Below are 25706 nucleotides of genomic sequence, written 5' to 3' on the forward strand. Positions count from 1 at the left end.
TAATGATTTAACATCGACAGTTAAAATTAATTATCACACGCTGATTCAAATCGCTATTTAGCTAAAAAAAAGCGGTAAAGATAGAATTCTCTAAGCTATTATTTTGTCTTTTTCTAACCATTCGATTTAATTCTATGTGGCTCCAAAAAAAACGCCAATTATTAACAAAACTAACGATAGCGATCTTGTCTAATTAATTGTAACTTATTGTTAATTAATTAGACTTTAGTCTGAGATATAAAGCCACTTTTTTGAAATTTTTTACCATTATCTTAGATGCCAAAGTAGTTAAATAAGCAAACTGCATGTATATTAAATTTAAGATATTCGTATATTACTAGAATTTTTATAATAATTAGTCAGTGGCGAGGTTTTTATGGAAGATAGTTGTCTCTTTATATCCGAGTCAGCGTTCAGTGATAGTAAGGATAAATCTGGTACCTCTTGGAAAGTATTAAGCGTTGAAGATGATCTGAACTATCAACAATCTTTATTGTATGGGTTAAGTGATTTGGTTGTGCAAGGACAACCAGTTGAAATATTAACGGCAAACTCCGCCGTTGCTGCGGCAGAAATGTTAGTAAAGCATGATGATATTGCGGTTATTTTACTTGATGTTGTTATGGAAAGAGACGATGCAGGATTACGGTTAGTGGATACTATTCGTAATGTACAAGGTAATGAAGCGGTTCGAATTATTTTATTAACCGGACAACCAGGATCTGCACCACGTCAATCTGTGATGCAAGAATACGACATCGATGAATATTGGAATAAGTCCGAAGTTAATCATGACCAGTTGAGTACGGTGATCTCGGCTCATTTGCGAACGTGGCAGACGTTGAGAGAATTAAAGCAGGGTTACCTTGGATTACAAATGGTGGTGGACGCAGCACGTAGTTTAAGCAGTAAATATGATTTTGATTCTTTTACCCAAGTTGTTTTATCTGAAATTGGCCGGGTGGTTGGTGTTAATACCAAAGGAATAGTCTGCGTTATTCAACATGTTAACGACAATCCTAGTGAAATAAAGCAGGCTAAAATTGTCGCGGCTAGCGGCAGTTCGATTAACTTGATTGGGCAAGATTTTAATATAGAGTCGCAAGGTTTATTCGGTAAAATTTGTAAACAAGCACTGGAGAGCCAAACTCATCAATTCGACCAAAATTTCTCTGCACTTTATTTTAAAGGTGACGGAAAATTGGCTGACCACTTTCTTATCTTAGTGAACAACGATACCCCACTTTCTGGCTTTCATATCAATCTATTGAATTTATTTAGTGAAAACATTAATAGTGGTTTTACTAAAATCTCCCTTATTAGTCGGCTTAATCAGCTTGCATACCAAGATAGTGTATTGAAAATACACAATCAAAATTGGTTGCAGCGCGAGTTAGCTAATATGACTGAAGAAGATAAGAAAAATAGCGAATTATTGATTTTAAATGTTAATCATTTCGCCTCTAATGTTCTTATTTTTGGCGAAGAACATGCAATGGATATCATTAAGCAGCTCTATTTCACGATTAAAAGTATGAGCTCAGACAATAGCTTTATCGCCCGTGTTGGCACAGATGCGTTTGTGATATTGTGTGTTAAAGGTGACGCTCTTGATAAACAGTCGCTTTACTCTTTAATCGATCAGCCAGTGATGGTCAGAGATATTCCTCACAGTTTAGAACTGACCATTGCTCGAATGGATATGCAGTTACTGATCGGTATCCCTCACGAAAAAATTCTTTACCTTGGGCTGAGTCTATTGCAAATAGCTCACCAAGAATGCCACTCTATTATTGAATACAATCCAGATCATTTTATTGATATTACAGCTGAATCAATATTAATGAATCAATTGCGAGAAGCTATTAGCAACAATGAACTATCTATCGTTTTACAGCCTAAAATCGATATGATCAATGATGTTGTTGTTGGATTTGAATCGTTACTGCGTTGGAAAAAACAAGGTCAATTCATTTCTCCGCAAGTGTTTATTCCTATTGCAGAGCAATCTGGACTAATCAATCAACTGGATAGTTTTGTCTTTGAGCAAACATTGAACGCGATTGAAGTATTGAATGTGGCCGGTTATAAACTTCCCATTTCATTTAATGCAACCTGTACCGACCTCAAAAACCAGACTTATCTTGATATGATTGTTCACGCTATAACGGAAAGAAATATTGACCCCGAGTTACTTGAACTTGAAATTACCGAGTCTCAAGCAATGTTAGATTATGATCAAATGAATCCGATATTAATGAAACTCAGACAGTTAGGGCTGAATATTGCACTTGATGATTTTGGTACGGGGTATTCTTCACTGTCGCATGTTTCTCGCTTGGCCGCTACATGCATAAAAATAGACCGTAGTTTCGTGATGAATATTGAAAATGATAAAGCCAGTTCTCATGTGGTAGATATGATCATGAAGTTAGCAGATCAATTTAGTTTTACGGTTATTGCAGAAGGAATAGAAACCACTAAACAGAAAGAAATCGTGTTGCAGCGAGGATGTCGGTATGGGCAAGGATACTTATTTTCTAAGCCGATGCCTTTAGCCGATATTATTAGTTGGCTTAATAAGAAAGCAAGTCGTAACTAAGTAGTCGTGTATGAAAAACTTATTGGAACTTCCGACAATATGGCTTGGTAAGTTTAGTATTATGTTAACTGCATTAGTTATCGTTGCTCTGGTTTCTGGAAGCGTATTTTATAAGTATAGATTAAATTTATTACTCACTCCGATCAAATATCAGCACGAATCAATACTTAGCGATAGCTTAGCGATCTTTAATAGGACGTTAGGCGATATGAATAACAGTATTAATTGGTTATATAAAACGCCGTCTGTTGCAAAAACACTGCAACAAGGCGTCGCTTTTGATGCAGAAAATCTGGGTAAGGTTTTTTCACTATACGGAAAGAGTGTTGGTTCGTTGCTGCAAGTTCGCTGGCTAGATAGTGAGGGACAAGAGCAAGTAAGGGTCGATGTTAAAAATGGTCAAAGTACAATCGTTTCTAAGCCATTATTGCAAAATAAGTTAGCTCGTTATTATTTTGCAGAAACGATGAGTACCCCGTATCCAATGGTTTATTTCTCACCTATTGATCTTAATATAGAAAACGAAGTGATTCAGATGCCTTACCAGCCAACTATCCGAGTAGGTTTACAAACCGGCAAGGATGATTCTATGCGTAAAGGAGCACTCATTCTCAATTATGACCTTATGCATTTATTCAACACTTTCCGTACGATTAACCGTGGTCATACTCGGTTGGAAATTATAGATCAATCTGGTTTTTGGCTACTGCATACCGATGAGAGTAAAGAATGGGGGGCGGATAAAGATCAACACCAGAATAATTTTGCGTTAAATAATTCTGAGTTATGGCAACGCACACAGAAAATAAAGGAATCTAATGCTGTTCTTATCGATGATCAATTAATAAGTTATCGACATACTGACATTATTAATAATAGCAGTCAAGAAAATGCTATTTTATTTTTGGCGGTAACGCCATCCACAATAATAAAAGAATTAATGTACACGGCTTTTTATCAAGCATTGATATTTGTTGGTTGTATTACCTCGATTGGTGGTTTCTTACTTTATCGTGATATTATCTTTCAACTGACCTTATATCGCTTAAATCAGCAACTAATAGCCGATAAAAATGAATTAAAAATTAATAATCAACGAGTCATAGGATTATTAGAACAACAGCACCAACTACAGGCCGATTTAGTCAAATCGGGGAAACTATCGGCGTTAGGTATGATGGTTGCTGGTGTTGCGCATGAGTTAAATACACCTATCGGTGCCTCAATATTGGTTGTATCTAAACAGAGTAGCGAACTTAGTAAGCTAAAAAATTCGTTGGCTAAAGGTTTGAAGAAATCTAGCTTAGAATACTATATACAAAACAATGATATTGGACTGGATTTACTCGAAACAAACCTAAAACGTGCCGCTCAACTTATTCGCAGTTTCAAACGTTTAGCGATTGACCGAGCTAAGGACGATTTAGTTACATTTGAGCTTAAACAAGTGATTGATGATTTGGTCCGATCTTTGTTTCATCAAGCAAAAACCGAACAAGTCAAAATTGTCTCACAAATAGATGATGATTTAATTCTACATAGTTATCCTGGTGTTTTATCGCAAGTACTGCAGAATTTGATTGTTAATTCATTGACCCATGCATTTAAACCTAATGTGGGTGGTGTGATCACAATAAAGGCAAGCAAGAACAAGGAAGGTTTGTTGGAAATACAATTTATGGATAATGGCTGTGGTATTTCTGAACAGGTTTTGCCTACTATATTTGAGCCATTTGTCACCACAAGTCGATCAAATGGTAATACTGGCTTAGGGTTGCACTTTGTAGCTCAATGGACAGACAAATCATTGCAAGGTACAGTGGATGTTGAGTCAACGCTAAATCATGGAACTGAATTTAAGTTGGTAATTCCAATAGATATTACACCAATATTACCGTGCGATTAAAATGAAAAAATTATAACGACGTTATTCTATTAATGTTAACATGAAATTAAAGTTTCATATTTTAAGATCGTGGTTAATGCACTATATGGAAATGATATCAAAAGCAACAAGGAATCATGATAATTAAAAAACACGCAAAAAAAAATCGCTTTAATTATTGGCCTGCTATGTTGATAGGTCTTGTCTGTACATTGTTAGTAGCATGGGTGCTTAATTTTCAAAACGAATATCAAATAAAGTTATATACCAATACCCTAGCTGACAACACTGAAAAATTAATAGCTGAACGCTTCCAACACTTTGAATATGGTTTACGAGGCGCTCGTGGCACTATTGTCGCGGTAGGGACAGAAAATGTTACCCGAAAGCAGTTCGAAAATTATATCTATAGTCGTAATATTGAACAAGAATTTCCCGGAGCTATAGGGTTCGGTTTCATACGACGTGTTTCTCCAAGTCAACAATCTACGTTCTTAGAAAATGCCCGTAAAGATGGTGCGCCTGATTTCAATATTCGATTTTTAGCCCCGCACGACAACGACCGATTTGTAATACAGTATATTTATCCTCTTGATAAGAATCGGCAAGCAGTGGGGCTGGATATTGGTTCTGAGATAAATCGACGTTCGGCCGCTATATCGGCGGCTCGAGATGATGCTCCATACTTAACCGCACCGATTACATTAGTTCAAGCCAACAGGAAACCTCGTAAAGGCGCTTTAGTGCTTTTACCCATTTACGCTGATGGTGCTCTTCTCAATACTGATGATGCTAGGGAAAAAGCAGTAGTTGGTTGGTCTTATGCTCCTCTGGTTATTGATGAGGTGCTCGATGGTCTTGGCATCTTAAATGACCACGCTTATATTTCATTGACCAACAAAACCGAAAATGAACCTTTTTATCGTTCAACCAGTACAGTGTTAGGTCACTCAGCTACCCATAGAGTGGTTCGTGATATTTTTATATTAGGGCAACACTGGAAGATGGAGATTTCACCTTCTAATCAAATGCTCAATAAAACAAAGCATTGGAATATTGGGTTAGCGATAATTATCTGTTTGGTCATCACTTTGATTACCCTAGCCACAATAAATATGTTTAGGGTGAATCGATTAACGGAAGACCAAAGTCGATACGAAAAAATTTATCAGTTGAGCTCACAGAGCTTATTTATTTTTTTTGCTACTCCTAGATTAAAACAAACCCACAAATTAATTTTAATCCTTTTCATCTTGATATTCTCAGTGTCAAGTTGGTTAATCGTTAAAAATAGCTTCACCGAAATTAATAGTGAATTATCAGAGACTCGTGAATCGGTTCTTTCCGAATTACAGAATGTAGTTAATAAGTATCGTCAAGATGTACTTTTTCTCGCCAGTTCATCAGCGATACGTACTTTAGAAAAGCTAGAAACGAATATTAGACCAGAAGCGTTAGAACAACACAGTGATTCAGTACAGCATTGGAACGAACGTCTGGCCGATATTTTTGAGGCCTACATGCTATCCAATGAGGATGTTTATCAAGTCCGGTTTATAGAAGCTAAAGATAACTGGAGAGAAAGGGTTAAAATACAGCGTTTTGCTGATGAGTTGACGGTGATGGATGATGACTTTCTCCAGTCAAAAGCCAATGAAACATATATTGAACAAACTCTGCAAGTAGGTGAAGGAAATGTGTTTGTATCTGATATGACGTTGAACCGAGAGTATGGCAAAATTGAACGACCTCATCGTCCAATGTGGCGTTTTTCTTCGCCGGTATTTTTTGCCAATGGTGATCTGTTTGGTATAGTCATTATTAATGTTGACGCCAATAACATTTTACAGTTCTTCAAAAACAATATATCGACAAAAACAGATTTATATATCACCAATAATGAAGGGCAATTTTTACTTCATCCGAATAAATCAAAGACCTTTACTTTTGAATACGGCAACATACACCGTTGGCAGGATGAGTTTCATTCACTGCCTTTTTTTGAATATATAAGAGTGGCCGATGTTATTAGCTATTCTGGTATTACCGGTAATGTGTTTGCCAAACAAGGCGTGTTTGCTTTACAAGATAAAGCTGACGGGCGACTATTCAATATTTACAGTGCAACTTCTCAATTCCCGGTATTTAAAAAAATTGCAATACAAATGGGTATTACGATCGGGATATTGCTTTTGGTTAGTTTACTGAATATAGCAATTCAGTATTGGCTTTGGTTAAACGATATTATTACCCAAAAAGAGACATTGAACACGCAAAGAGAAGAGCAAAGAAGTAAAGAATCGCAACGATTCAAAGGGCTATTAGAATCTGCACCCGATGCCACTATTGTGATCGATGAACAGGCAATTATTCAAATGGTCAATGTACAAGCCGAACAGCTTTTTGGCTATAAGCGTGCAGAACTCGAAAATCAATCAATAGAAAAACTCATTCCAAGGCAAAAGAGAGAAACCTACACAACTCAGTTGATGAATTATATACAGCAGCCGGAAAGAGATATAGTTTCAAGTAGAGTTAAGGTCTTAGCGCGTGATATTTATGGGCGAGCATTTCCCGCAGAAGTTAACTTTAGCTATGCCGATTTAGATGGCACGCTTTTAGTTAATATTTCGGTTTGCGATATCACGGAACGATTGGAGCAAGAAGAGAAACTTAATATCGCATTGCGCGATGCCGAATCTGCCACGGAAGCGAAAAGCGCATTTTTAGCCAATACAAGCCACGAAATTCGAACACCGTTAAATGCAATTATTGGCTTAGGTTATTTGTTAGCAGAAGAACAATTAACCGAGGAACAACAGCAATTAGTGGCAAAAATTCAAATTTCAGGTAAGTCTTTGTTAGGCATTGTAAACGATGTTTTAGACCTTGCTAAAATAGAAGCTAAAGAAATGCAACTTGATCTTCGGCCTATTGATATGTGGGACTTTTTTGAAGAAATCGCATTAGTCTTTACCAGTCAAGCTGAGGAAAAAGGCTTAGTATTTAACTTGCAGATAGACACTGACCTACCTGAAAGAGTGATCGCTGATAGTACTAGGCTACAACAAATAGTGGCGAATTTACTGAGTAATGCACTCAAATTTACAACCCAAGGTACCGTCTCTCTCAATGTACAACGAACCCCAATTACTGCTCTACCTATAACCGACCTTCAAAATGTTTCAGACGAGTACATAGGAATACGCTTGTCGGTGACGGATACAGGTATTGGCATACCACAAGAGGTGCAGGCACGGTTGTTTAAGCCTTTTGTTCAAGCTGATTCTGGTACTGCGCGCCAATATGGTGGCACTGGGTTAGGGCTTTCCATTGTTTATCAGTTAGTGGATTTGATGGGTGGTAGACTTGGCGTTGAAAGTGGTAAGAATAGCAACAACAGTGCAAGTATTGGCAGTAAATTCTGGGTTGAGTTACCGCTGAAAATGCAAACATCGCAAGATATGGTAGAGCAAGCGGCGCACACGCAGAAATTATTTGTATTGATAGCAGAAGATAAAACGGCCAATAAAAGTTCATTGCAACAGATGACACAGGCGCTTGGTTGGCGTTCGCAGATTGTCAGTAACACTGATGAATTAGCTGATGTTTATATTTCAAGAAAAAACAATAAGTTAAGGCCGCCTGATGTTATGATCCTCAATTGGGAATTGTCTCAGTCAGATAGTCTAACAGCTATTCGGTCTGTGGCTACTCAAATTGGGTCAGAGAATCTATCCGCAATTTTGCTGGTTTCTTCTAATCCTCAAGATCATAGTTTTCTAGACTCAAATCTTAAAGGTGATTATTTACAAGGTACTCACTTGCAAAGTACTCACTTTCAAGAAAAATATGCTCAAGGCCAGGTGATTCAAGGGAAGTCAATGGTAGATGACCCAGAACAATTTATAACCGGTTTTCTATTAGAGCCCATTAATTCATCTTCTTTATTTAATGCTGTTAACGATGCCGTTACCTACTATTCAGGTAACTCCAAACGGGTATTAGAATCGACTCGTACTGAAGCGGTCGATGCTAAATGGTTGCCTGATATGCAGATATTAGTTGTTGATGACCACGCCATTAATTTAATGGTCATTAGTAATATTTTGGAGAAAAACGGTGCGCATGTTCAAAAAGCCAGTAGCGGTGAAGAAGCTTTGTCCATATTGGAACAAGCACCAAATGAGTTTGATGCAGTGTTGATGGATATTCAGATGCCAGGTATTGATGGTTTAGAGACAACCAGGCGTATTCGAAATAACCTTGGTTTGATTTCGTTGCCGGTTATTGCATTAACGGCTGGTGCATTAGTAGAAGAAAGAAACCGTGCTTTTGAAGCGGGTATGAACGACTTTATTACTAAACCTATTACACCATCAGAAGTTATCAATGTATTACGCGAATTGGTTGCCGTATACCGAAATAAGCAAGTTTCAATTCTCTCGCCTACTACAGAACCCATGCCCGAATTGGATGTTTGGCCAAAGATTACTGATCTGGATATTGATAGAGCAAAAGAGATGTTGCTTGATGACAAGTCATTATTTTTTAGAACGTTAGACACTTTGTTATCTGATTACACTGATTTAGCGACCGCTCCCAAACCTGAGATTGATCGAGACAATTCAGTCGATTTACGTTCAGAAATAGCCTCACAGGTTCATAAGTTACGCAGTGTTTCCGGTACCGTAGGCGCACAAAAAATACAAAAACTTGCCGAACAAGCCGAAAATGCGTTACGAACAGAGACTAAACCGGCCTATGAAATACTGGTTGAACTGTCTACCGAACTGAAAAAATTATACGAGAACAGTGCAGAAGCTTTAGAAATGTGGGCTGATGAGCAACGTGATATGGAAGATATATTAGCCAAAAATGATGTCGTTCCACTACATATTGAAACGGTATCGCATATTTTGACTTTATTAGAGATGCAAGATATGGGCGCTTTGGAAGAGTTCAATCAACACAGTGCCTCGTTCCGAGATGCTTTAGATGATGACAACTTTTTTGAACTCCAAGATAGCTTAATAAAACTCAATTACAAAAAAGCGATCGCTATTCTTGCTTCTCTCCAAAAAAACATGATGGCAATATAATCGTATGATAGATATTAATAATGAGTTAGCCGATATTCTAATCGTCGATGATGATCGAACCGTTGTCATGGTACTCAATCACACATTAAAACAAGTCGGGCGTATTCGCTTTGCAATGGACGCTCAACAAGCATTCGAAATGATCGCTCAAAAAGCACCTGATCTTATCTTACTTGATGTTGAACTGCCTGACATCAATGGACTAGAGGTGTGTGCAAGGTTGAAAAGCCGTCCAGGTACACGAGATATTCCTGTGCTCTTTATTACTAGTCACGGTGAAATCCATTTTGAAGAAAAAGTCTTTGATGTAGGGGCGGCAGATTATATTTTAAAACCACTTAATCCTGTTGTCGTGTTAGCTCGAGTGAAAACTCACTTAGACTATAAGCGAGTTATTGATTTACTTACTAATCTTGCGCATACCGATAGTATGACCGGACTGGCTAATAGACGGACGTTTGATGAACGGTTATGTTTAGAATTCAAACGTTGTCGACGCGAAAAAAGCCCTTTAACAGTGGCATTAATAGATATTGATGAGTTTAAAAAATACAACGATCACTTTGGTCATCTCGAAGGCGATGAGTGTATTCGACGCATAGCATCAGCGTTGAAGACCAATGCTCGTCGACCAGCAGATGTTGTAGCAAGGTACGGAGGTGAAGAATTTGCCTTAATTTTGCCGAATATTGACGCTGACGGGGCATCTATTTTTCTTGCTGATTTGCTTAAAAATATCATTAATCTGAATATTGCTCATGCACCAGAGGCTATCCATGATGTTGTTACGGTATCGATGGGCTTTTGCACTGGCCTTTGTTTTAGTGATCAAACCGAGGTAGCTTCATTTAACGAATGGGCGTTGGTTGAAACAGCCGATTCTGCTTTATACGAATCTAAGCAGAAAGGTCGTAATCAAATCAGTTATAAAGCAATTTGATTGTTAATCAATTTTTCTAATCAAAGATTAAAATTATTAATTTTACTTATGTGATGCGGCATTTTATCGTAGCCATCACCTTAACGATAAAATAATTGAATAACAGGATAACAAATATGGCTGCGATTACCGACTTAGATATTTTATTAAAATCTATGTCACCAGAACTTATTGAAGGAAACTATGTTTTTTGCACAGTTAATGGGCCACTATCCAATTACTTAGCAATGGAACCGATTGCCACGTTTTGTGAACAAGAGGGATTAACATTGGTTGTTAAAAAAGAGATCGCGATTGCGAATAAATTAGATTTTGACGCAGTGTTCAGTTTAATTACTCTTTCAGTACATTCAAGTTTGGAAGCGGTGGGGCTCACCGCTGCATTTGCTAACAAACTTTCTTCATATGGTATTAGTGCCAATGTTATTGCAGGTTATTACCATGACCATATTTTTGTACAACAAGACAAAACAGAACAAGCTATGAATGCACTAAAAGAGTTTGCTTAGTTTTTGATTGCCGATTTTTGTCAAGTTTAACCAAGTAAGATACTCGACCAAAAAATAATTAGTTATTTATAATCAATGAGTTACTTTCAGGTAGTTAGTTGCTTTCAGACAATTAGTTACTTGCAGGTAGTTAGTTGCTTTCAGACAATTAGTTACTTACAACCAATTAGTTACTTGCAATCAATTAGTTATTTACAATAGTGCGTTGCCCTTTTCAGATGCGATGATTTCTAACCAGTGATCTTTTGATGTTTTTACACATTTTGCCAAATGAATACAAATCATCAAAGGTTGGTGGAATACCTCTGTTTATTTGATGTTGCCAATAGCCGATTTCAGAATCGACCATTTCCATCAGTTTTTTTGGGCAACCGATGCAAGTATTGTCTGGACCGCATTTGAAGGTATCTTCTCGGTAAAGTGGGAATTCTTGCTTTACCGCATCAATTATCTGTTGCATTGCGGTGATCCTATCTGGCTTTTTAGACATCACGACTCCTCTAAGCGACCGATCTTGATATATTAATGTTCGTTATTATATTCGCCATTAAAGAAAAAAATCTATCCCTCCAAAGAGTTAGCTGAGTTTTACTGAGTAATCACACTATAATTGGTTTCATACGTTGCCTTATCGTATTTTTTAGATTAATCAGGTTAGTGCTTTAGTTTTAGAGTAACGCCATCGTTATTTTTCACTTATATTGATATAAAGTAAATAAATCTGCATTTAAATCAGTGATATGAATGACTCTAATCCAGTTAAAGGTATAATATATTTCTAACAGTTATAATATAGCGGCATTTATTACTATACGATTATGAATGCATACTAGATGAGACTGCTATGTTGGGCAAAATTTAGCTTGTGAAATAATACACTCGATGACAGCTTGGAGTACGATGAGTAAAGTATCACAGAGATTTATAATAATTTTTATTCCAACAATGATCTTGTTGCTATTGTGCTCTCTAGCCTATGAACGATCACATTACCAAGCTAAAAAATTGCACATTCTTGAGCAAGAAAATACTTATGTTAACGAGCAAAGCGCTCAAGTAGACAAAATATTTCCGCTGATTGTTTCTGATATTAACGTTTTACGTGATCTTGAAGAAATAAGAGCTTTTGCTGAAGGAGCAAGCACAACGAGTTCTATTGCTTCGTTAGAACAGAAGCTATTGTCTTTCCTAACCTTTAAAAGAGTTTTCGACCAGATCCGAGTTATCGATTCCCAAGGGGTAGAAAGAGTTCGCGTTAATGGAAATGGCCAGAATGCGACAGTTGTACCTCAAAACAAACTGCAAGATAAAAGTGGTCGTTTTTATTTCTCTAAAGCAATGACATTAAAGCCAAACGATATCTATGTTTCACCTTTTGATCTCAATATTGAGCAAGGACAAATTGAGAAACCACTTAAACCTATTATTCGTTTTGCTGTTCCGATTGTTGATAGTCAGCAACAAAATAAAGGCATACTGATTGTAAATTACCTTGGTGTGAATTTACTTGCAGATATTCAACGGACACCTATTTCGGGATCTCATGGAAAATTAATGCTCGTCAATAAAGAAGGCTATTGGCTTAAAGGTCTTCAAGAAAAGAATGAGTGGGGCTTTATGATAAGCAGTCGCTCAAAGCAAACCATGGCACAACAATTTCCCGACGCTTGGAAAGACATATCTAGTCACAACTCTGGCCAGCTAGAGACCGATGCTGGACTTTTTTCGTATATCACTATCCATCCATTACACAAAAAACACAATGGATCCTACGGTATTAATTGGGTTAAAGATGATGGCGATTGGATATTAATATCATTTGTTGATCAAAGTACGCTTACCAAACAATTGTTACCGGATAGCATATTGTTTTTAGTGCGTAACTTAGCCGCTTTGGTTCTTCTTATTATCGGGGTGTGGTGGCTAGTTCGTATTCAAACCGACTATAAGGTGAGTCAGAAAAACTTACTTGAAGCCGAGAAAATGATTAACCAATTGCGAGAAAGTTTGAATAACGGCTTTGTGAGATACAACCTTGATGGAGAAATCCTAGATTACAACGAAGCCTATCGAAAAATGTTCGGTTTTGAAGCAGATGAGCTGAAAGGAACCTTCTTACAGCAATTAACAGAACAAAGGTCTCTATCGATAGAAAATGATGTCATTGATAACCAATTAATGATGCGTGGGTATTCTGATGTCTACGAAAAAGAAAGCGTTAGAAAAGATGGCAGTCATTTTCCAGTCGAAAAACGTAGTTTTGTTAGTTTAAATGAAGATAAACAAGTTGAAAGCATCTGGGCGATAGTTAGTGATATTAGTCAACGTAAGAAATATGAGGAAAAGCTCCGTCTGTTGGCGTCGGTTTTTGAAAACACGATTGAAGGGATTATTATTACTGACTTTAATGGTGTTATCCAAGAGGTTAATCCTGGTTTTTCTACCATCACAGGATATTCATCGGATGAAGTCATAGGTAAAAAACCATCTATTCTTAGGTCAGAACACCATGGGCCCGATTTTTATGCGGAAATGTGGCGAACTATTTCTGAAAAAGGTCATTGGAGCGGAGAGATCTGGAACCGTCGTAAAGGAGGGGAGACATTTCCTGAGAGGCTTTCGATTAGTGCTGTAAGTGATTACAAAGGCAATGTTTCTCATTATATCTCTGTTTTTTATGATATTTCAGATATTAAACATGGAGAAAAACAATTACAACATCAAGCCTACCATGATGCGCTTACTGGTTTACCGAATCGTCTACTGTTTCTTGATAGATTGACGAATGCATTACTTCGCGCTCGGCGTAAAAATGGTCAAGTTGGCGTGCTTTTTCTAGATATGGATAACTTTAAGACCATTAATGATAGCTTAGGGCATAATGTTGGTGATCGCTTGTTAAAAGAAGTTGCTAGGATTTTAGTTGAGCTCTTAAGGGAAGAAGATACTGTGTCTCGATTTGGAGGCGATGAATTTGTTGTTCTTGCTTCAGCCACTGAGTCAGAATGGAATGTTTGTGAAATCGCTAATCGAATCTCAGCCGCGTTTACTCAGCCTATATCCATCGACAGCCAAGAATTTTATGTTAGCTTTAGTATTGGAATTAGTCTGTTCCCTAACGATGGCGTAGACGCAGAAAGTTTGATTAAAAATGCAGATTTGGCAATGTATCAAGCTAAAACTCTAGGTAAAAATTGCTATCATTTGTATACCGAAAGTATGAATGTCGCCGTCAGTCGGCGACTTGAATTACAAAATAATTTGCGTCGAGCGCTTGATAAAGAAGAGTTTGAGGTTTTTTATCAACCTAAAGTTGATATTACCAATGGCTCTATTGTTGGATGCGAAGCTTTGATTCGCTGGCGACGAGAAGGCGAAATTATTTCCCCTGCCGAATTTATTCCTCTTGCTGAAGAAACAGGGCTGATTGTTCCTATTGGTGAATGGGTGTTGCGAAAAGCGTGTACAGATGCACAATGCTGGCAACAGAGTGGTTATCCCTTAACCGTGGCAGTTAATCTTTCACCACGCCAGTTCCACCAAAAAGATTTGGTGCCGATGGTTTTGTCAGTGCTGCAAGACACAGGTCTATCGCCCTTACTGCTGGAACTTGAGATAACTGAAGGCATTGTGATGGATGACGTTAATGAAGCTATCGATACATTAAATCAACTCAGAACAAAGGGTATTCATTTCGCAATAGACGATTTTGGAACTGGGTATTCATCACTTCAATATCTGCGGCAACTACCATTAGATACGTTGAAAATAGATCGCGCATTTATTAAAGATCTACCAGAGAATAAAGAAGACGCAGCGATAGCGATTGCAACTATTTCTATGGCACATGCATTAAGGCTTAATGTCGTTGCTGAAGGTGTAGAAAGCCAAGCACAACTTGAGTTTTTAAAATTGAATGCTTGTGAACAATATCAAGGTTATTTGTTCAGTAAACCACTGGAAAAATCAGAATTTTTCCAGTTATTATCTCGCTCATCGTAAGCTAACTCGCTCATCGTAAGCTATAGTGGGCAACTTATTTCACAATATTATAAAAGTTGACAAACGGTGCATTAACTCAGTCAACTTGATAACTTAGTTGGTAACTCATTATGGTAAAAACGCGCATTTTAATCTCTGATTCGACCAATCCATGGTTTAATCTAGCAGTTGAAGACACTATTTTTCGATCTATGCCTGCAGATCAACGCGTGCTGTTTTTGTGGCGTAATGCTGATACGGTTGTCATTGGTCGCGCTCAGAATCCATGGCGTGAATGTAAAACCGAACAGATGGAACAAGATCAAGTTAAACTTGCACGCCGTCAAACTGGCGGTGGCGCCGTATTTCATGATTTAGGTAACACTAATTTTACTTTTATGGCAGGCAAGCCAGAGTATGACAAGGTTATTTCTACCGATATTGTGTTACGAGGTTTAGCCAAACTAGGTATTAACGGTGTCGCTAATGGACGCAATGACTTAGTGTTGGAAGACGAGGCCGGTATTCGCAAATTTTCAGGGTCTGCTTATCGGGAAACACTTGATCGTGGTTTCCATCATGGAACCTTACTACTTAGTGCTGATTTAAATCGTCTTGGTGATTATTTGAATCCAGATGAAAAAAAATTAAAAGCAAAAGGGATCACATCAGTTAAATCACGCGTCATTAACCTAGATACAGTTAAGCCAGATATCAACCATTCTCAAGTATGCGAGGCGATCATGGCTGCGTATCTTGAGCATTATCAAGCCTCTGTTGAAATTGAACATATTTCTCCAGAACATTTTTATGATCTGCCAGGGTTTGAAGCGAAATTTGCCTCGCAAAGTAGCTGGGATTGGAATTTTGGCCAAACACCACCGTTTACTCACAAGATTGATGAACGGTTTACTTGGGGGGGAGTGGAGATATTGCTGGATGTTAAAAAAGGCACAATTGAACAAGCCAATATTTTCAGTGATATGCTTGACCCTTATCCTATGGAGCAGTTAGCTGAACAATTAATTAGCACTCAATATAAGAAAAATGAAATTGAATCTTGCATCGATAAGTTAGCTGAAACACTGCCTCAGTATCAAGAGCAGCTTGGTGATGTTAAGCATTGGTTTATTGGGCAAGTTGATTAGCAAGGCAAGTTTGATCAGTAAGACAAGTGATTAACAGGTAAGTCGATTAACAACATATGGTGAGTTTTTATAATTAATGCCTATGAAAGCAAATTATTCTCTTGATGATTTACGTTGTTTTTGCGCCATAGCGAAATTTGGAAGTTTTAAAAAAGCCGCAATAAGTCTAAATATGCCGTTGTCGACGTTGAGTCGTCGAATACAGCAATTAGAGAGTGATTTGCAACTGAGATTACTCAATAGAGATGCACATAGAGTGACTCTCACGCATATTGGTAACCAGTATTACCACCGCTCTTTTGCTTTATTCGATGAACTAGGAAAAATAGGCCAGCAGCTGCATCATGAAAAACATCAACTGAAAGGTAAAATTAGAATAACGGCACCGATATATTTTGGTCAGCAATTCCTAAAATCTATTTTTTACGATTTCTTATTACAATATCCAGAAATACAATTGGATTTACGTTTTTCCAATAACCTAATAGATATTGAAGAGCAAGAAATTGATATCGCGTTCAGAATCAGGAATCGAAAGTTAGAGAATTGGGTTATTCGCCAACTGAAGTACACCCGAAACATATTATGTAGCCATCCCGATCTATGTTTAGACCATGTACAGCACCCTAACCAGTTGCACGGTGTTGAAAAAGTCGTTTGTGAGAAACTACTACCCTGGCAATTAGAAAATTGTGCCACCGGAGAAACTTATAATTACCAGCCGCAGCAGCATATTAGGTTAGAGATCGATGAAGTTCAAATGATGACTCAAGCCGTTGCAACAGGGATTGGCATTAGTTACATACCCGATTACTTAGCTTTACCCATGATTGAAGAAGGGGAGCTTAAACGCGTTTTGCCTGAATGGCAAAGTGCTGAACAGTCGTTTGCAATGCTTTATCGAGACCGAGAAAACCTGCCACTTCGAGTAAAATTGTTAGTTGAATATGTACTGCAGAGATTATCCTAACCCACTGCAGTACCTATTTATTGCTATCATGACGTTTATTGCTATCATAACGTTTATAGCTAATCTTCAGTTTATAATTAACAACTTTGTTTCGAGTTAATTAGTGGAATTACTGGCTTAAACGTAATATGACGATACCGGCTAAGGCGGCCGTTAAGCCAATAATTTCTTGTCGACTAAATGAATCTTTCAGAACAACTCGGGTATACAATAAAATAATTAGAATATTCATTGCCGAAATAGCAGACACTAAACCTGTTGTACCAAGTGAAAACGCCGATAGGATAGCGACCATACCTGCGACATTGGAAAGCCCTACAACCATTCCACAACCAAATGTCTTAGTATCAGACCAACGAGGGCGGGAATCGTGAATATTGCTGGTGTTTAATTTCCTTTTTTGTAACCAGTTAATTGCAAATAATAGACTACCAAAACCAAACATAAGCGTTAACGTAGCAAAAGTATCGGCCTCAAGTCGTGTCGATTGCTTGCCCAATAAGTCATTAAACGCAAAGAAAAGTGCCGCAAGTAATCCCCATTGAGCGCCCTGTAAATTACGAAACGAAATGTCATTGGAATAACGTATTGTGTATAGCCCAACAAAAATAATACTAAAGCCTAGTAGTTGTTGAGTGGTGAGAGTTTCGTCCCAAAACATAAAGGCCAATAATACGACAAATAATGGCGGTAATCCGGATAGAATACTAATAACGGAGGCTTTACCAACAGAGAAACCTTTGTGTAAAGCAGAGTTCGCCGAAAAAGAAGCGAAGCCCATGGCGAGCCCAACAATAACATCGGACCATGTATACCATTGTTGATTGAGCAGATACATTCCAATGGCACTACAAATAAAGCCGACAAAAAACACACCAAATAACATCAGATTACGGTCCAGATTTTTTTGTGATGTCCATTGATACATTATTCCTCTTGCACCAAAGAACAAAGCAGCTAACAGAGCATATACAATCCACATAATTAATCACTATTCCTTATATTAACGTTGCAGTTGAATCAATAGCTTAGATGATTAGTACTATTATTCTGCAAAACAGAACCGCTAGTATATTTTATTTAACAACATAAGAAACCGCCGTAAGTGGGATAACTAATACCAATAATGGAATTAATGTTAGTTTCTGTAAAAAATGAATCGCAGTGCTGAGAAATAGTCACGGTTTGAAGAGTTTTCTCACTTCGTCAATAGCGAGGGTAATGTTATAGTACGGCGATGTAAAAAGAATAAATTTAAACAGTTCGCAGATGGAATTTAATAGACGCGATTTATTTGGTTGAGACTAGGATTCGAATAATGAAATATTTAGTAACAGGAGCCGCAGGCTTTATTGGTAGTGCGGTTGTTGAACAGTTAACAGCAAAAAATCATGACGTTGTCGGCATTGATAATTTAAATGATTATTATGATGTAAACCTAAAAACCGCTAGGTTAGCAAGAATAGAACACGCAAATTTTCGTTTTATTCAAACCGATATTGCTGATAGACAAGCGATGGAAGCCTTGTTTAGCGACGAGAAATTTGATCGTGTTATTCACTTGGCTGCTCAGGCTGGTGTACGTTATTCGATAGAAAACCCACATGCTTATGCCGATTCCAATCTGGTTGGTCATCTGAATATACTGGAAGGCTGTCGTCAAAATAAAGTGGGTCATTTAGTTTATGCCTCATCCAGTTCAGTTTATGGTTTGAATGGTAAGACGCCATTTGCGACCACAGATACGGTTGATCACCCTGTTTCTCTTTATGCCGCTACTAAGAAATCTAATGAACTCATGGCGCATAGCTATGCTCATTTGTATGATATCCCGACTACTGGTTTAAGATTCTTTACTGTTTATGGTTCTTGGGGACGTCCAGATATGGCTCCATTTATCTTTACTAAGAAAATACTGGATGGTGACACGATTGATATCAACAACAATGGCGATATGTGGCGAGACTTCACTCATGTTGATGATATTGTGCAGGGCGTAGTTCGTATAGCGGATGTCTTACCTACTCGCGATTCGTCATGGACAGTCGAAACAGGTTCACCAGCAACCAGTTCTGCTCCCTATGCGGTATACAATATTGGTCACGGTTCGCCTATTCGATTAATGGACTTTGTTAAAGCTATCGAAGATGAGTTAGGTATTGAAGCGAAAAAGAACTTCCGCGAAATGCAACCCGGTGATGTTTACCAAACGTATGCCGATACAGATGATTTGTTTCAAGCATGCGGCTACAAGCCTAGCGTGACAGTCAGTGAAGGTGTAGCAGAGTTTATTTCATGGTATCGAGATTTTTATAACAAGTAATGCTTTAGTCCACGTCGTAATCCATTAGGTTATACCTTGTGGACAATATAAAAACGTCATAAAGTATCAAGTTCAGCTATGCTTATTAATGCTCATAAGAGTTAATTAAGTTGCGTATAAGGATATAAATTATGAAAAAAACGTTATTAGTTATGGCTGTTCTTGCTGCTGCTCCTTTTTCTAACGTAGCGCTAGCTGATCAAGATATTGGTTGTGGTCTAGGTTCTATGGTGTTTGCTGGTCAAGAAGGTAAAGTATTTAAAGTACTTGGGGCAACCACTAACGGCACATCTGGTAACCAAACCTTTGGTATCACATTTGGTACTCTAGGTTGTGATGGCACAGGTCCAGTGACCTCTTCAGAAAAACTAGCGATGTTTATCGATGGCAACATGGATAATTTAGCTCGTGATATGGCAAAAGGTGAAGGCGAAACACTGTCTACGTTAGCTGCTGTATGGGGTATTGAAGAAGCGGATAAATCTGAATTCAACGCTGTTGTTCAACAAAATTTCTCTGAAGTGTTTAAATCAGAAAATGTTACTTCTGATGAAGTTCTTGTTAACTTAAACACACTGATCGCTAACGATTCAGTACTTGCTGACTACCGTATTTAATAAAAGATTTTAGTTTAGTACTTTTAATCTTTGCTGATCACATCAGTATGTTAAGTGCTCCAACGGAGCACTTTTTCTTTTGTTTATTTTTGATATAAATGAACATAATATGGAAAACTTCAATAAACCATTACGGTATATCATGATATCTTCGCTTTTTGGTCGCCTTGTTTCATTGTGTTTTTTACTATCATTTTCTGTTTCTGCTTTTAGTGCGTCTGCCGCTATTATTTCTGCCACTACTATTTCTGGTTCGAATACGTCTGAGATTAACGCGCCTAAGGTATTTGCTCACAACAAACAAAACCTTGAACAGTTAGCTAATCACTCTTATTGGTTGAAGTTAAATCATTACTTGGATAAACCGATTCGTGGGCCAGTAAGTACCGTTCAACAAGGCGACTTTTTTCTTGCAGCGGATGGGAAAACGGCACCTTATTCTGAACTTGTTGCCAGCATAGAAGCGTTATACCACCCCGATATTGACATCGCGACTGCAGCACAGTGTAAATATCCTGCCCGTTATACTTGGCTAGAATCACTACAGGGCAGGCAAGCGCAACTTAACTGTCCCGAATTAGAAGAGTGGCGTGATGTGATTGATCCTGAAGGATTAACACTGGTGTTTCCTACTGCTTTTATGAATAACCCTTCTTCTATGTTTGGCCATACATTATTACGTATTGACGCCAGAGATCAAACTCGTCATAAAGAGTTGGTCGCCTTTGCCATTAATTTTGCTGCCGAACCCGAAACACAAGATAACCCCGCTTTATTTGCAATAAAAGGCTTAATCGGCAGCTATCCGGGTCGGTTTTCCGTTGTACCATATTATCGAAAAGTTCGTGAATATAACGATATGGAATCGAGAGATATTTGGGAATACAAACTCAACTTGTCTCAAGAGGAGGTAACTCGAATATTGCTGCATTTGTGGGAGTTACAAAGCGCTGAGTTTGATTACTATTTTCTTGATGAAAACTGTTCTTATCAACTGCTTGCGTTACTAGAATTAGCCAATGATGACTTATCACTTATCAGTGACTTTCCTTTGCAAGCAATACCGTCTGATACGGTAGACACGTTAGCCAATAATAATCTTTTACATGTGCCGAAGTACCGAGCTGCATTTGGTACACGTTTATTACATCAAGCAAATGAAATTGAACCAAGCCTTTTTGATGCGGTAGTGCAGGCAAAAACAGGTGAGTATCCAAAAGCTGAAAAGTATACACCGATCGAACAAGCCGCAATTCTTGAATTAGCGTACGAATGGCTCAATTTTGAATTGTACGACCAAGCATTAGCACGAGATCCTGCAGCCAAACAACTGACACAGTTGTTGATACAACGTAGTAAAATTAATGTCCCATCTCCATTTTCATCGGTGCCGGTTCCGGAAGTCTCTCCCGAAAAAGGGCACGGTTCCGCTCGGGTTGGTCTGGGCTTGCAAACGAATAAACAGATAGCAGACAAAGCGACATTTGAATGGCGCGCGGCTTACCATGATCTTTTTGATTCACAAGCCGGCTTTATTCCCGGAGCGCAAATTAGCTTCCTAGATACTCAGTTGAGTCTTGATAAGAATGATGAAACTCGTCTTGATAAGCTTTATCTATTGGATGCAATGGCACTTGCACCCAGCAATCAGGTGTTCGATAGTTTGGCGTGGAATATACGTACTGGATTTGATCGCCGTCTTACCGATGATAAACAAGCCGGGCGAATCTTTGTCCAAGGTGGCACCGGAAAAGCTTGGGGGCGTTCTGATGGCCTACACCTTTACACCTTGTTCTCAAGTGAGATCAGCCATGGTGAACTCACAGATTATGATATTACGCTGGGCCTAGGTGTAGAAGCGGGAATACTGTACCAAATGACTCATGATCATCGTATTGGGTTGCAAGCAAATTATTTATCTTTATTCGATTCAAAAGCAAAGCAGGACACGACAGTAACTGCAACTTGGCAATGGACTCTGAATCGACAGGTCGCGATTCGCAATCAAGTTCAATACCAAGATTGGTATAAAGAGGATATTTCCGCCAAATTCACCGCTTATTTCTATTATTAAGTGGCCCGTTCGTGCTTTCATAACAAATTATCTTGTCGGTGAGCATTTTAAATCTGCGTTAACTAGATTTAAAATGTGATTAAAATCACATAAGTATTAGGTTTGGTCAATTGATGCCTCATACATGCATTAAGATACATAAATTCAATTGTAATATTAATTTTATCAATGACTCATACTCGACTTACCTGGCTACTTGTTAGCTTAATTCTATGTGGTTTTATTATTACCAGTTTTGTGAGTTATCAGGTTGCACACGAAACATTAGAAGAGCAAATAAAGCAAGATTCTCTGCCTCTCACTAGCGATAATATCTATTCAGAAATACAACAAGATCTTATACGGCCAATTTTTATTTCTTCCTTGATGGCTCAGGATACGTTTGTCCGAGATTGGACGTTATCAGGTGAAGTCACCACCGACAAAATTGTTCAATATCTCAACGAAATAAAGCAACAATACGGAACCGTAACCAGCTTTTTTGTGTCGGATAAAACCCGAAATTATTATCATTATAGTGGTATTTTGAAGCAAGTTTCACAAGACGACCCTGACGATGCTTGGTACTTCCGAGTAAAGTCACAGGATCCTGGAATAGAATACGAAGTTAATATTGATCAAGATACCGCCAACAGAAATGATATTGTGGTTTTTGTGAACTATCGAGTATACGATTTTCAGCGTCGATTTATGGGAGTAATTGGTGTCGGTCTTAGTTCAAATGCTGTTGCGGGGATTATTGAAAAATATAAGAAACGCTACAATAGAGAAATTTATTTTATCAATGAATTAGGCGAAGTGACGCTGCATGGCTCACAACCACTCGGTTTTAACACTATTCAAGACAAAGAGGGATTGCAATCGCTGGCAACACAGATTCTTACTACACCCAGTATGAGTAGTTCTTATTCTGCTGAAGGCGACGAGTTTTATATTAGTAGCCGGTGGGTAGAAGAGTTTCAGTGGTACATTATGGTTCAGCAAAAAGATACCTTCGATAAACGGAGCTTTATTACCACGTTGTTAAAAGATTTTTCTTTAAGTATTGCGGTCGCATTTCTTGTTTTATTGGTGATCCATTATAGTGTCAAAGGCTATCAGACTCGGTTAGTTAAGATGGCTCATACCGATAAATTGACAGGTATAGCTAATCGTCAAGCATTTGATGATATTGTGGTTAAAGAATCTAAATTGAGCAACCAATCGGGTAAACCACTGTCAATTGCGCTGCTGGATATAGACCATTTTAAATCGGTTAATGATAGTTACGGTCACCAAATTGGTGATCATGTCTTACAGCGTGTTGCTCACGCTTGTCAATCACAACTAGAAGGTCTTGGCCATATTTGTCGCTGGGGAGGAGAAGAGTTTATTATTCTTTTGCCTGATTGTAATGTAGAGCAAGCTATCGCAAGCTTAGAAAAACTCAGACTAACAATAGAAAATCAATTGGTTAAGCCAAAGGTTACCGTGAGTATTGGAGTGGTAGAGCGGCTAGGAAATGAAAATATAGATTCATTAGTGCATCGGGCAGATATTGCCATGTATCAAGCGAAAAAGAATGGACGTAATCAGATTTTCAGTGACAATGGATAAGTGTATCTTAAATATCGACCAACAGCAGGGTGAGGAAAATTATGTTAAAAGTGTTAGCGCTTGATTTAGATGGAACAGTATTAAATAGCGATCATAAGATCCACCCTGACGTTAAAGCCGCGATCATCGAAGTAAAACAATCTTGCCATGTTGTACTAGTGACAGGACGCCATCACACCGCGGTTAAGCCGTATCATGCAGAATTGAATTTAGATACGCCGGTAATCTGCTGTAATGGCACCTATATTTATGATTTCGTTAACGATGAAATTGTTTCTCAAAACGCTGTACCACATAACATAGCCAAACAGTTTCTAGAATTAGCTGAACGTAATCAAATGAAAGTGGTGCTATATGATACACATTCTATGGTGTATTCACGTATTAATTCACCGGATTATATTGGTGCCATGCAACGTTGGGCAGAGAATTTTGCGACGCAAATGCAACCCATGATCCGACCAGCCGAATCGCTACAGCAACAAATTGACGCCGCTGAGTATGTTTGGAAATTCGTGATTGAAGGCGAACCAGAAGCGATAGAGCTTATGCAGCAGTCCGAGCTCGTTACTGAGCATTTTTCGGGTGAAAAATCATGGTCAAATAGAGTGGATTTTGCTTTAAAGGGCAATAATAAAGGAATACGTTTAGCTGAATACATCGGTCAAATTGGTTATCAACCGAATCAAGTTATGGCGGTAGGCGATAATCACAATGATATTTCGATGCTAAAGCTCGCTGGATTAGGTGTCGCAATGAAAAACGCGGATGACACAGTAAAAAATATCGCTGATTTAGTCTGTGATAGTGATAATAATCAAGGTGGTTTGGCGGATCTTATCCGTGACAGACTCAAGTGATTTTTGGAAGAATTAAGGATGAGTTCAACCGAAATTACTGATCAACAACATGAACATACAAGCAAGGAGCTAAGTTATGCGTGATTCAATTTGTGATGTGCCCGGAATTAAGATTGGACACGCTCAAGACGACATAGGTGGAACAGGATGCACCGTTATTCTGCCAGATAATGCCGCCGTTTGTGGCGAGGATGTCGCTGGTGGAGGTCCCGGAACGCGAGAAACCGATGCACTCAACCCCGTCAATTTAATTCAAGGAGTGCATGCCGTGTATCTTGGTGGTGGCAGCGCTTATGGGCTGGCCGGGGCAGACGGTGTAATGACATGGTGTGAAGAAAACGGCAGAGGTTATGATGTGGGCGTGGGGGTTGTTCCCATTGTTCCTAGTGCCGTGCTTTTTGATTTGCCAGTTGCGGATTATCACGCTAGACCAGATAAGAGCATGGGGTATCAAGCCTGTGTAAATGCTAAAACTGACGAAACTCGTTGTGGCAATGTAGGAGCAGGCACGGGGGCGTCGGTCGGTAAAACGAAAGGCATGGATCTGGCGATGAAAGGTGGGTTAGGGACCGCGAGTATGACCTGTAATGGCATTGTTATCGGCGCGATTGTGGCAGTAAATAGTGTAGGTGATGTTATTAACCCTGTGTCTGGAGAGATTATTGCCGGTGTATTGAACGACGATAAATCAGGGTTTGCAGGAGCAATGAATGTTTATAAACAATTGCTCGGTAGTGGCGATGAATCTAAGGTCACTGCATCTAATACAACCATCGGTGCCATCGCAACCAATGCTTCTTTGACCAAAGCTCAAGCCACCAAAGTATCTATGATGGCGCATGATGGTTTTGCTCGTGTGATTAATCCTATCCATACGTTACACGATGGCGACACCATATTTACTTTGTCGACTGGGGATAAAAAAGCTGATGTTTCTATGCTAGGCGCATTGGCTGCTGAAGTCATGGCTACTGCGGTCATTAGAGCGGTAAAAGCGGCAGAAACACGCTATGGAATTAAAGGCTTAGGCTAGGGTTTTATAGTTGGAAAATGAATTTTTAACCTTGTCGCATTCAATTCAGGCTTTGTTACGAATTCA

General features: G+C 38.5%; 16 protein-coding genes. 14 read left to right on the forward strand and 2 right to left on the reverse strand.

All coding sequences use genetic code 11. The annotated features are described in order from the left end of the window. The first annotated feature begins 376 nt into the window (after window positions 1-376). From ACLKML_RS06305 to ACLKML_RS06325, 5 genes are all read left to right on the forward strand, one after another. Window positions 377-2602, forward strand: a complete 2226-nt coding sequence (locus tag ACLKML_RS06305) for an EAL domain-containing protein (RefSeq protein ID WP_413282864.1) — start codon at window positions 377-379, stop codon at window positions 2600-2602. Between the two features lie 10 nt (window positions 2603-2612). Then, window positions 2613-4508 carry a sensor histidine kinase gene (locus ACLKML_RS06310; protein ID WP_413282865.1) on the forward strand — a complete coding sequence of 632 codons (1896 nt, stop codon included), beginning with the start codon at window positions 2613-2615 and terminating at the stop codon, window positions 4506-4508. Window positions 4509-4624: 116 nt separating this feature from the next. Continuing rightward, window positions 4625-9589, forward strand: a complete 4965-nt coding sequence (locus ACLKML_RS06315) for a CHASE domain-containing protein (protein ID WP_413282866.1) — start codon at window positions 4625-4627, stop codon at window positions 9587-9589. A gap of 4 nt (window positions 9590-9593) precedes the next feature. Further along, window positions 9594-10529 carry a diguanylate cyclase gene (locus ACLKML_RS06320; RefSeq protein WP_413282867.1) on the forward strand — a complete coding sequence of 312 codons (936 nt, stop codon included), beginning with the start codon at window positions 9594-9596 and terminating at the stop codon, window positions 10527-10529. Window positions 10530-10645: 116 nt separating this feature from the next. After that, window positions 10646-11038 (forward strand): ACT domain-containing protein, encoded by a 393-nt coding sequence (locus tag ACLKML_RS06325; protein WP_413282868.1) that lies wholly within the window; start codon window positions 10646-10648, stop codon window positions 11036-11038. A 214-nt stretch (window positions 11039-11252) separates the two neighbouring features. Here the strand turns inward: ACLKML_RS06325 and ACLKML_RS06330 are convergent, their stop codons facing one another. Then, window positions 11253-11528 (reverse strand): hypothetical protein, encoded by a 276-nt coding sequence (locus ACLKML_RS06330; RefSeq protein WP_413282869.1) that lies wholly within the window; start codon window positions 11526-11528, stop codon window positions 11253-11255. Between the two features lie 410 nt (window positions 11529-11938). Here ACLKML_RS06330 and ACLKML_RS06335 point away from each other — a divergent pair, with 410 nt between their 5' ends. The 3 genes from ACLKML_RS06335 (at window position 11939) to ACLKML_RS06345 (ending at window position 17137) form a co-directional block, all read left to right on the forward strand. Then, entirely contained in the window at window positions 11939-15040 is a 3102-nt protein-coding gene (locus tag ACLKML_RS06335; protein WP_413282870.1) for an EAL domain-containing protein, read from the forward strand. A gap of 110 nt (window positions 15041-15150) precedes the next feature. Next, entirely contained in the window at window positions 15151-16167 is a 1017-nt protein-coding gene (locus tag ACLKML_RS06340) for a lipoate--protein ligase (RefSeq protein WP_413282871.1), read from the forward strand. An 82-nt stretch (window positions 16168-16249) separates the two neighbouring features. Then, window positions 16250-17137, forward strand: coding sequence for a LysR family transcriptional regulator (locus ACLKML_RS06345; RefSeq protein ID WP_413282872.1), 888 nt, complete (start codon window positions 16250-16252; stop codon window positions 17135-17137). Between the two features lie 109 nt (window positions 17138-17246). Here the strand turns inward: ACLKML_RS06345 and ACLKML_RS06350 are convergent, their stop codons facing one another. Then, on the reverse strand, window positions 17247-18119 hold the full coding sequence (locus ACLKML_RS06350; protein WP_413282873.1) for a DMT family transporter: 873 nt from the start codon (window positions 18117-18119) through the stop codon (window positions 17247-17249). A 336-nt stretch (window positions 18120-18455) separates the two neighbouring features. Between ACLKML_RS06350 and ACLKML_RS06355 the strand changes: the two genes are divergently transcribed. The 6 genes from ACLKML_RS06355 to ACLKML_RS06380 all read left to right on the forward strand — a co-directional run bounded on the left by ACLKML_RS06355 (window position 18456) and on the right by ACLKML_RS06380 (window position 25640). Then, entirely contained in the window at window positions 18456-19460 is a 1005-nt protein-coding gene (locus ACLKML_RS06355) for an NAD-dependent epimerase (protein WP_413282874.1), read from the forward strand. A gap of 131 nt (window positions 19461-19591) precedes the next feature. Next, complete coding sequence (locus tag ACLKML_RS06360) at window positions 19592-20077, forward strand: DUF3015 domain-containing protein (RefSeq protein WP_317715978.1); 486 nt, start codon at window positions 19592-19594, stop codon at window positions 20075-20077. Window positions 20078-20219: 142 nt separating this feature from the next. Then, window positions 20220-22151 (forward strand): DUF4105 domain-containing protein, encoded by a 1932-nt coding sequence (locus tag ACLKML_RS06365; protein ID WP_413282875.1) that lies wholly within the window; start codon window positions 20220-20222, stop codon window positions 22149-22151. A 168-nt stretch (window positions 22152-22319) separates the two neighbouring features. After that, the gene (locus ACLKML_RS06370; protein ID WP_413282876.1) at window positions 22320-23747 is read left to right on the forward strand and encodes a diguanylate cyclase; all 1428 of its coding nucleotides are present in this window, start codon (window positions 22320-22322) and stop codon (window positions 23745-23747) included. 41 nt (window positions 23748-23788) lie between these two features. Next, window positions 23789-24607 (forward strand): Cof-type HAD-IIB family hydrolase, encoded by an 819-nt coding sequence (locus ACLKML_RS06375; protein ID WP_413282877.1) that lies wholly within the window; start codon window positions 23789-23791, stop codon window positions 24605-24607. 76 nt (window positions 24608-24683) lie between these two features. Next, window positions 24684-25640, forward strand: a complete 957-nt coding sequence (locus ACLKML_RS06380; protein WP_413282878.1) for a P1 family peptidase — start codon at window positions 24684-24686, stop codon at window positions 25638-25640. Window positions 25641-25706: the final 66 nt, after the last annotated feature.

It is taken from the genome of Vibrio sp. MA40-2, from assembly GCF_047302445.1.
GTDB lineage: Bacteria > Pseudomonadota > Gammaproteobacteria > Enterobacterales > Vibrionaceae > Vibrio.

Coding starts and splice junctions, on each gene's coding strand:
- ACLKML_RS06330 (WP_413282869.1), bottom strand. CDS start 11,528: ATGTCTAAAAAGCCAGATAGGATCACCGCAATGCAACAGATAATTGAT.
- ACLKML_RS06345 (WP_413282872.1), top strand. CDS start 16,250: ATGAAAGCAAATTATTCTCTTGATGATTTACGTTGTTTTTGCGCCATA.
- ACLKML_RS06340 (WP_413282871.1), top strand. CDS start 15,151: ATGGTAAAAACGCGCATTTTAATCTCTGATTCGACCAATCCATGGTTT.
- ACLKML_RS06335 (WP_413282870.1), top strand. CDS start 11,939: ATGAGTAAAGTATCACAGAGATTTATAATAATTTTTATTCCAACAATG.
- ACLKML_RS06365 (WP_413282875.1), top strand. CDS start 20,220: ATGATATCTTCGCTTTTTGGTCGCCTTGTTTCATTGTGTTTTTTACTA.
- ACLKML_RS06315 (WP_413282866.1), top strand. CDS start 4,625: ATGATAATTAAAAAACACGCAAAAAAAAATCGCTTTAATTATTGGCCT.
- ACLKML_RS06380 (WP_413282878.1), top strand. CDS start 24,684: ATGCGTGATTCAATTTGTGATGTGCCCGGAATTAAGATTGGACACGCT.
- ACLKML_RS06360 (WP_317715978.1), top strand. CDS start 19,592: ATGAAAAAAACGTTATTAGTTATGGCTGTTCTTGCTGCTGCTCCTTTT.
- ACLKML_RS06355 (WP_413282874.1), top strand. CDS start 18,456: ATGAAATATTTAGTAACAGGAGCCGCAGGCTTTATTGGTAGTGCGGTT.
- ACLKML_RS06305 (WP_413282864.1), top strand. CDS start 377: ATGGAAGATAGTTGTCTCTTTATATCCGAGTCAGCGTTCAGTGATAGT.
- ACLKML_RS06375 (WP_413282877.1), top strand. CDS start 23,789: ATGTTAAAAGTGTTAGCGCTTGATTTAGATGGAACAGTATTAAATAGC.
- ACLKML_RS06325 (WP_413282868.1), top strand. CDS start 10,646: ATGGCTGCGATTACCGACTTAGATATTTTATTAAAATCTATGTCACCA.
- ACLKML_RS06350 (WP_413282873.1), bottom strand. CDS start 18,119: ATGTGGATTGTATATGCTCTGTTAGCTGCTTTGTTCTTTGGTGCAAGA.
- ACLKML_RS06310 (WP_413282865.1), top strand. CDS start 2,613: ATGAAAAACTTATTGGAACTTCCGACAATATGGCTTGGTAAGTTTAGT.
- ACLKML_RS06320 (WP_413282867.1), top strand. CDS start 9,594: ATGATAGATATTAATAATGAGTTAGCCGATATTCTAATCGTCGATGAT.
- ACLKML_RS06370 (WP_413282876.1), top strand. CDS start 22,320: ATGACTCATACTCGACTTACCTGGCTACTTGTTAGCTTAATTCTATGT.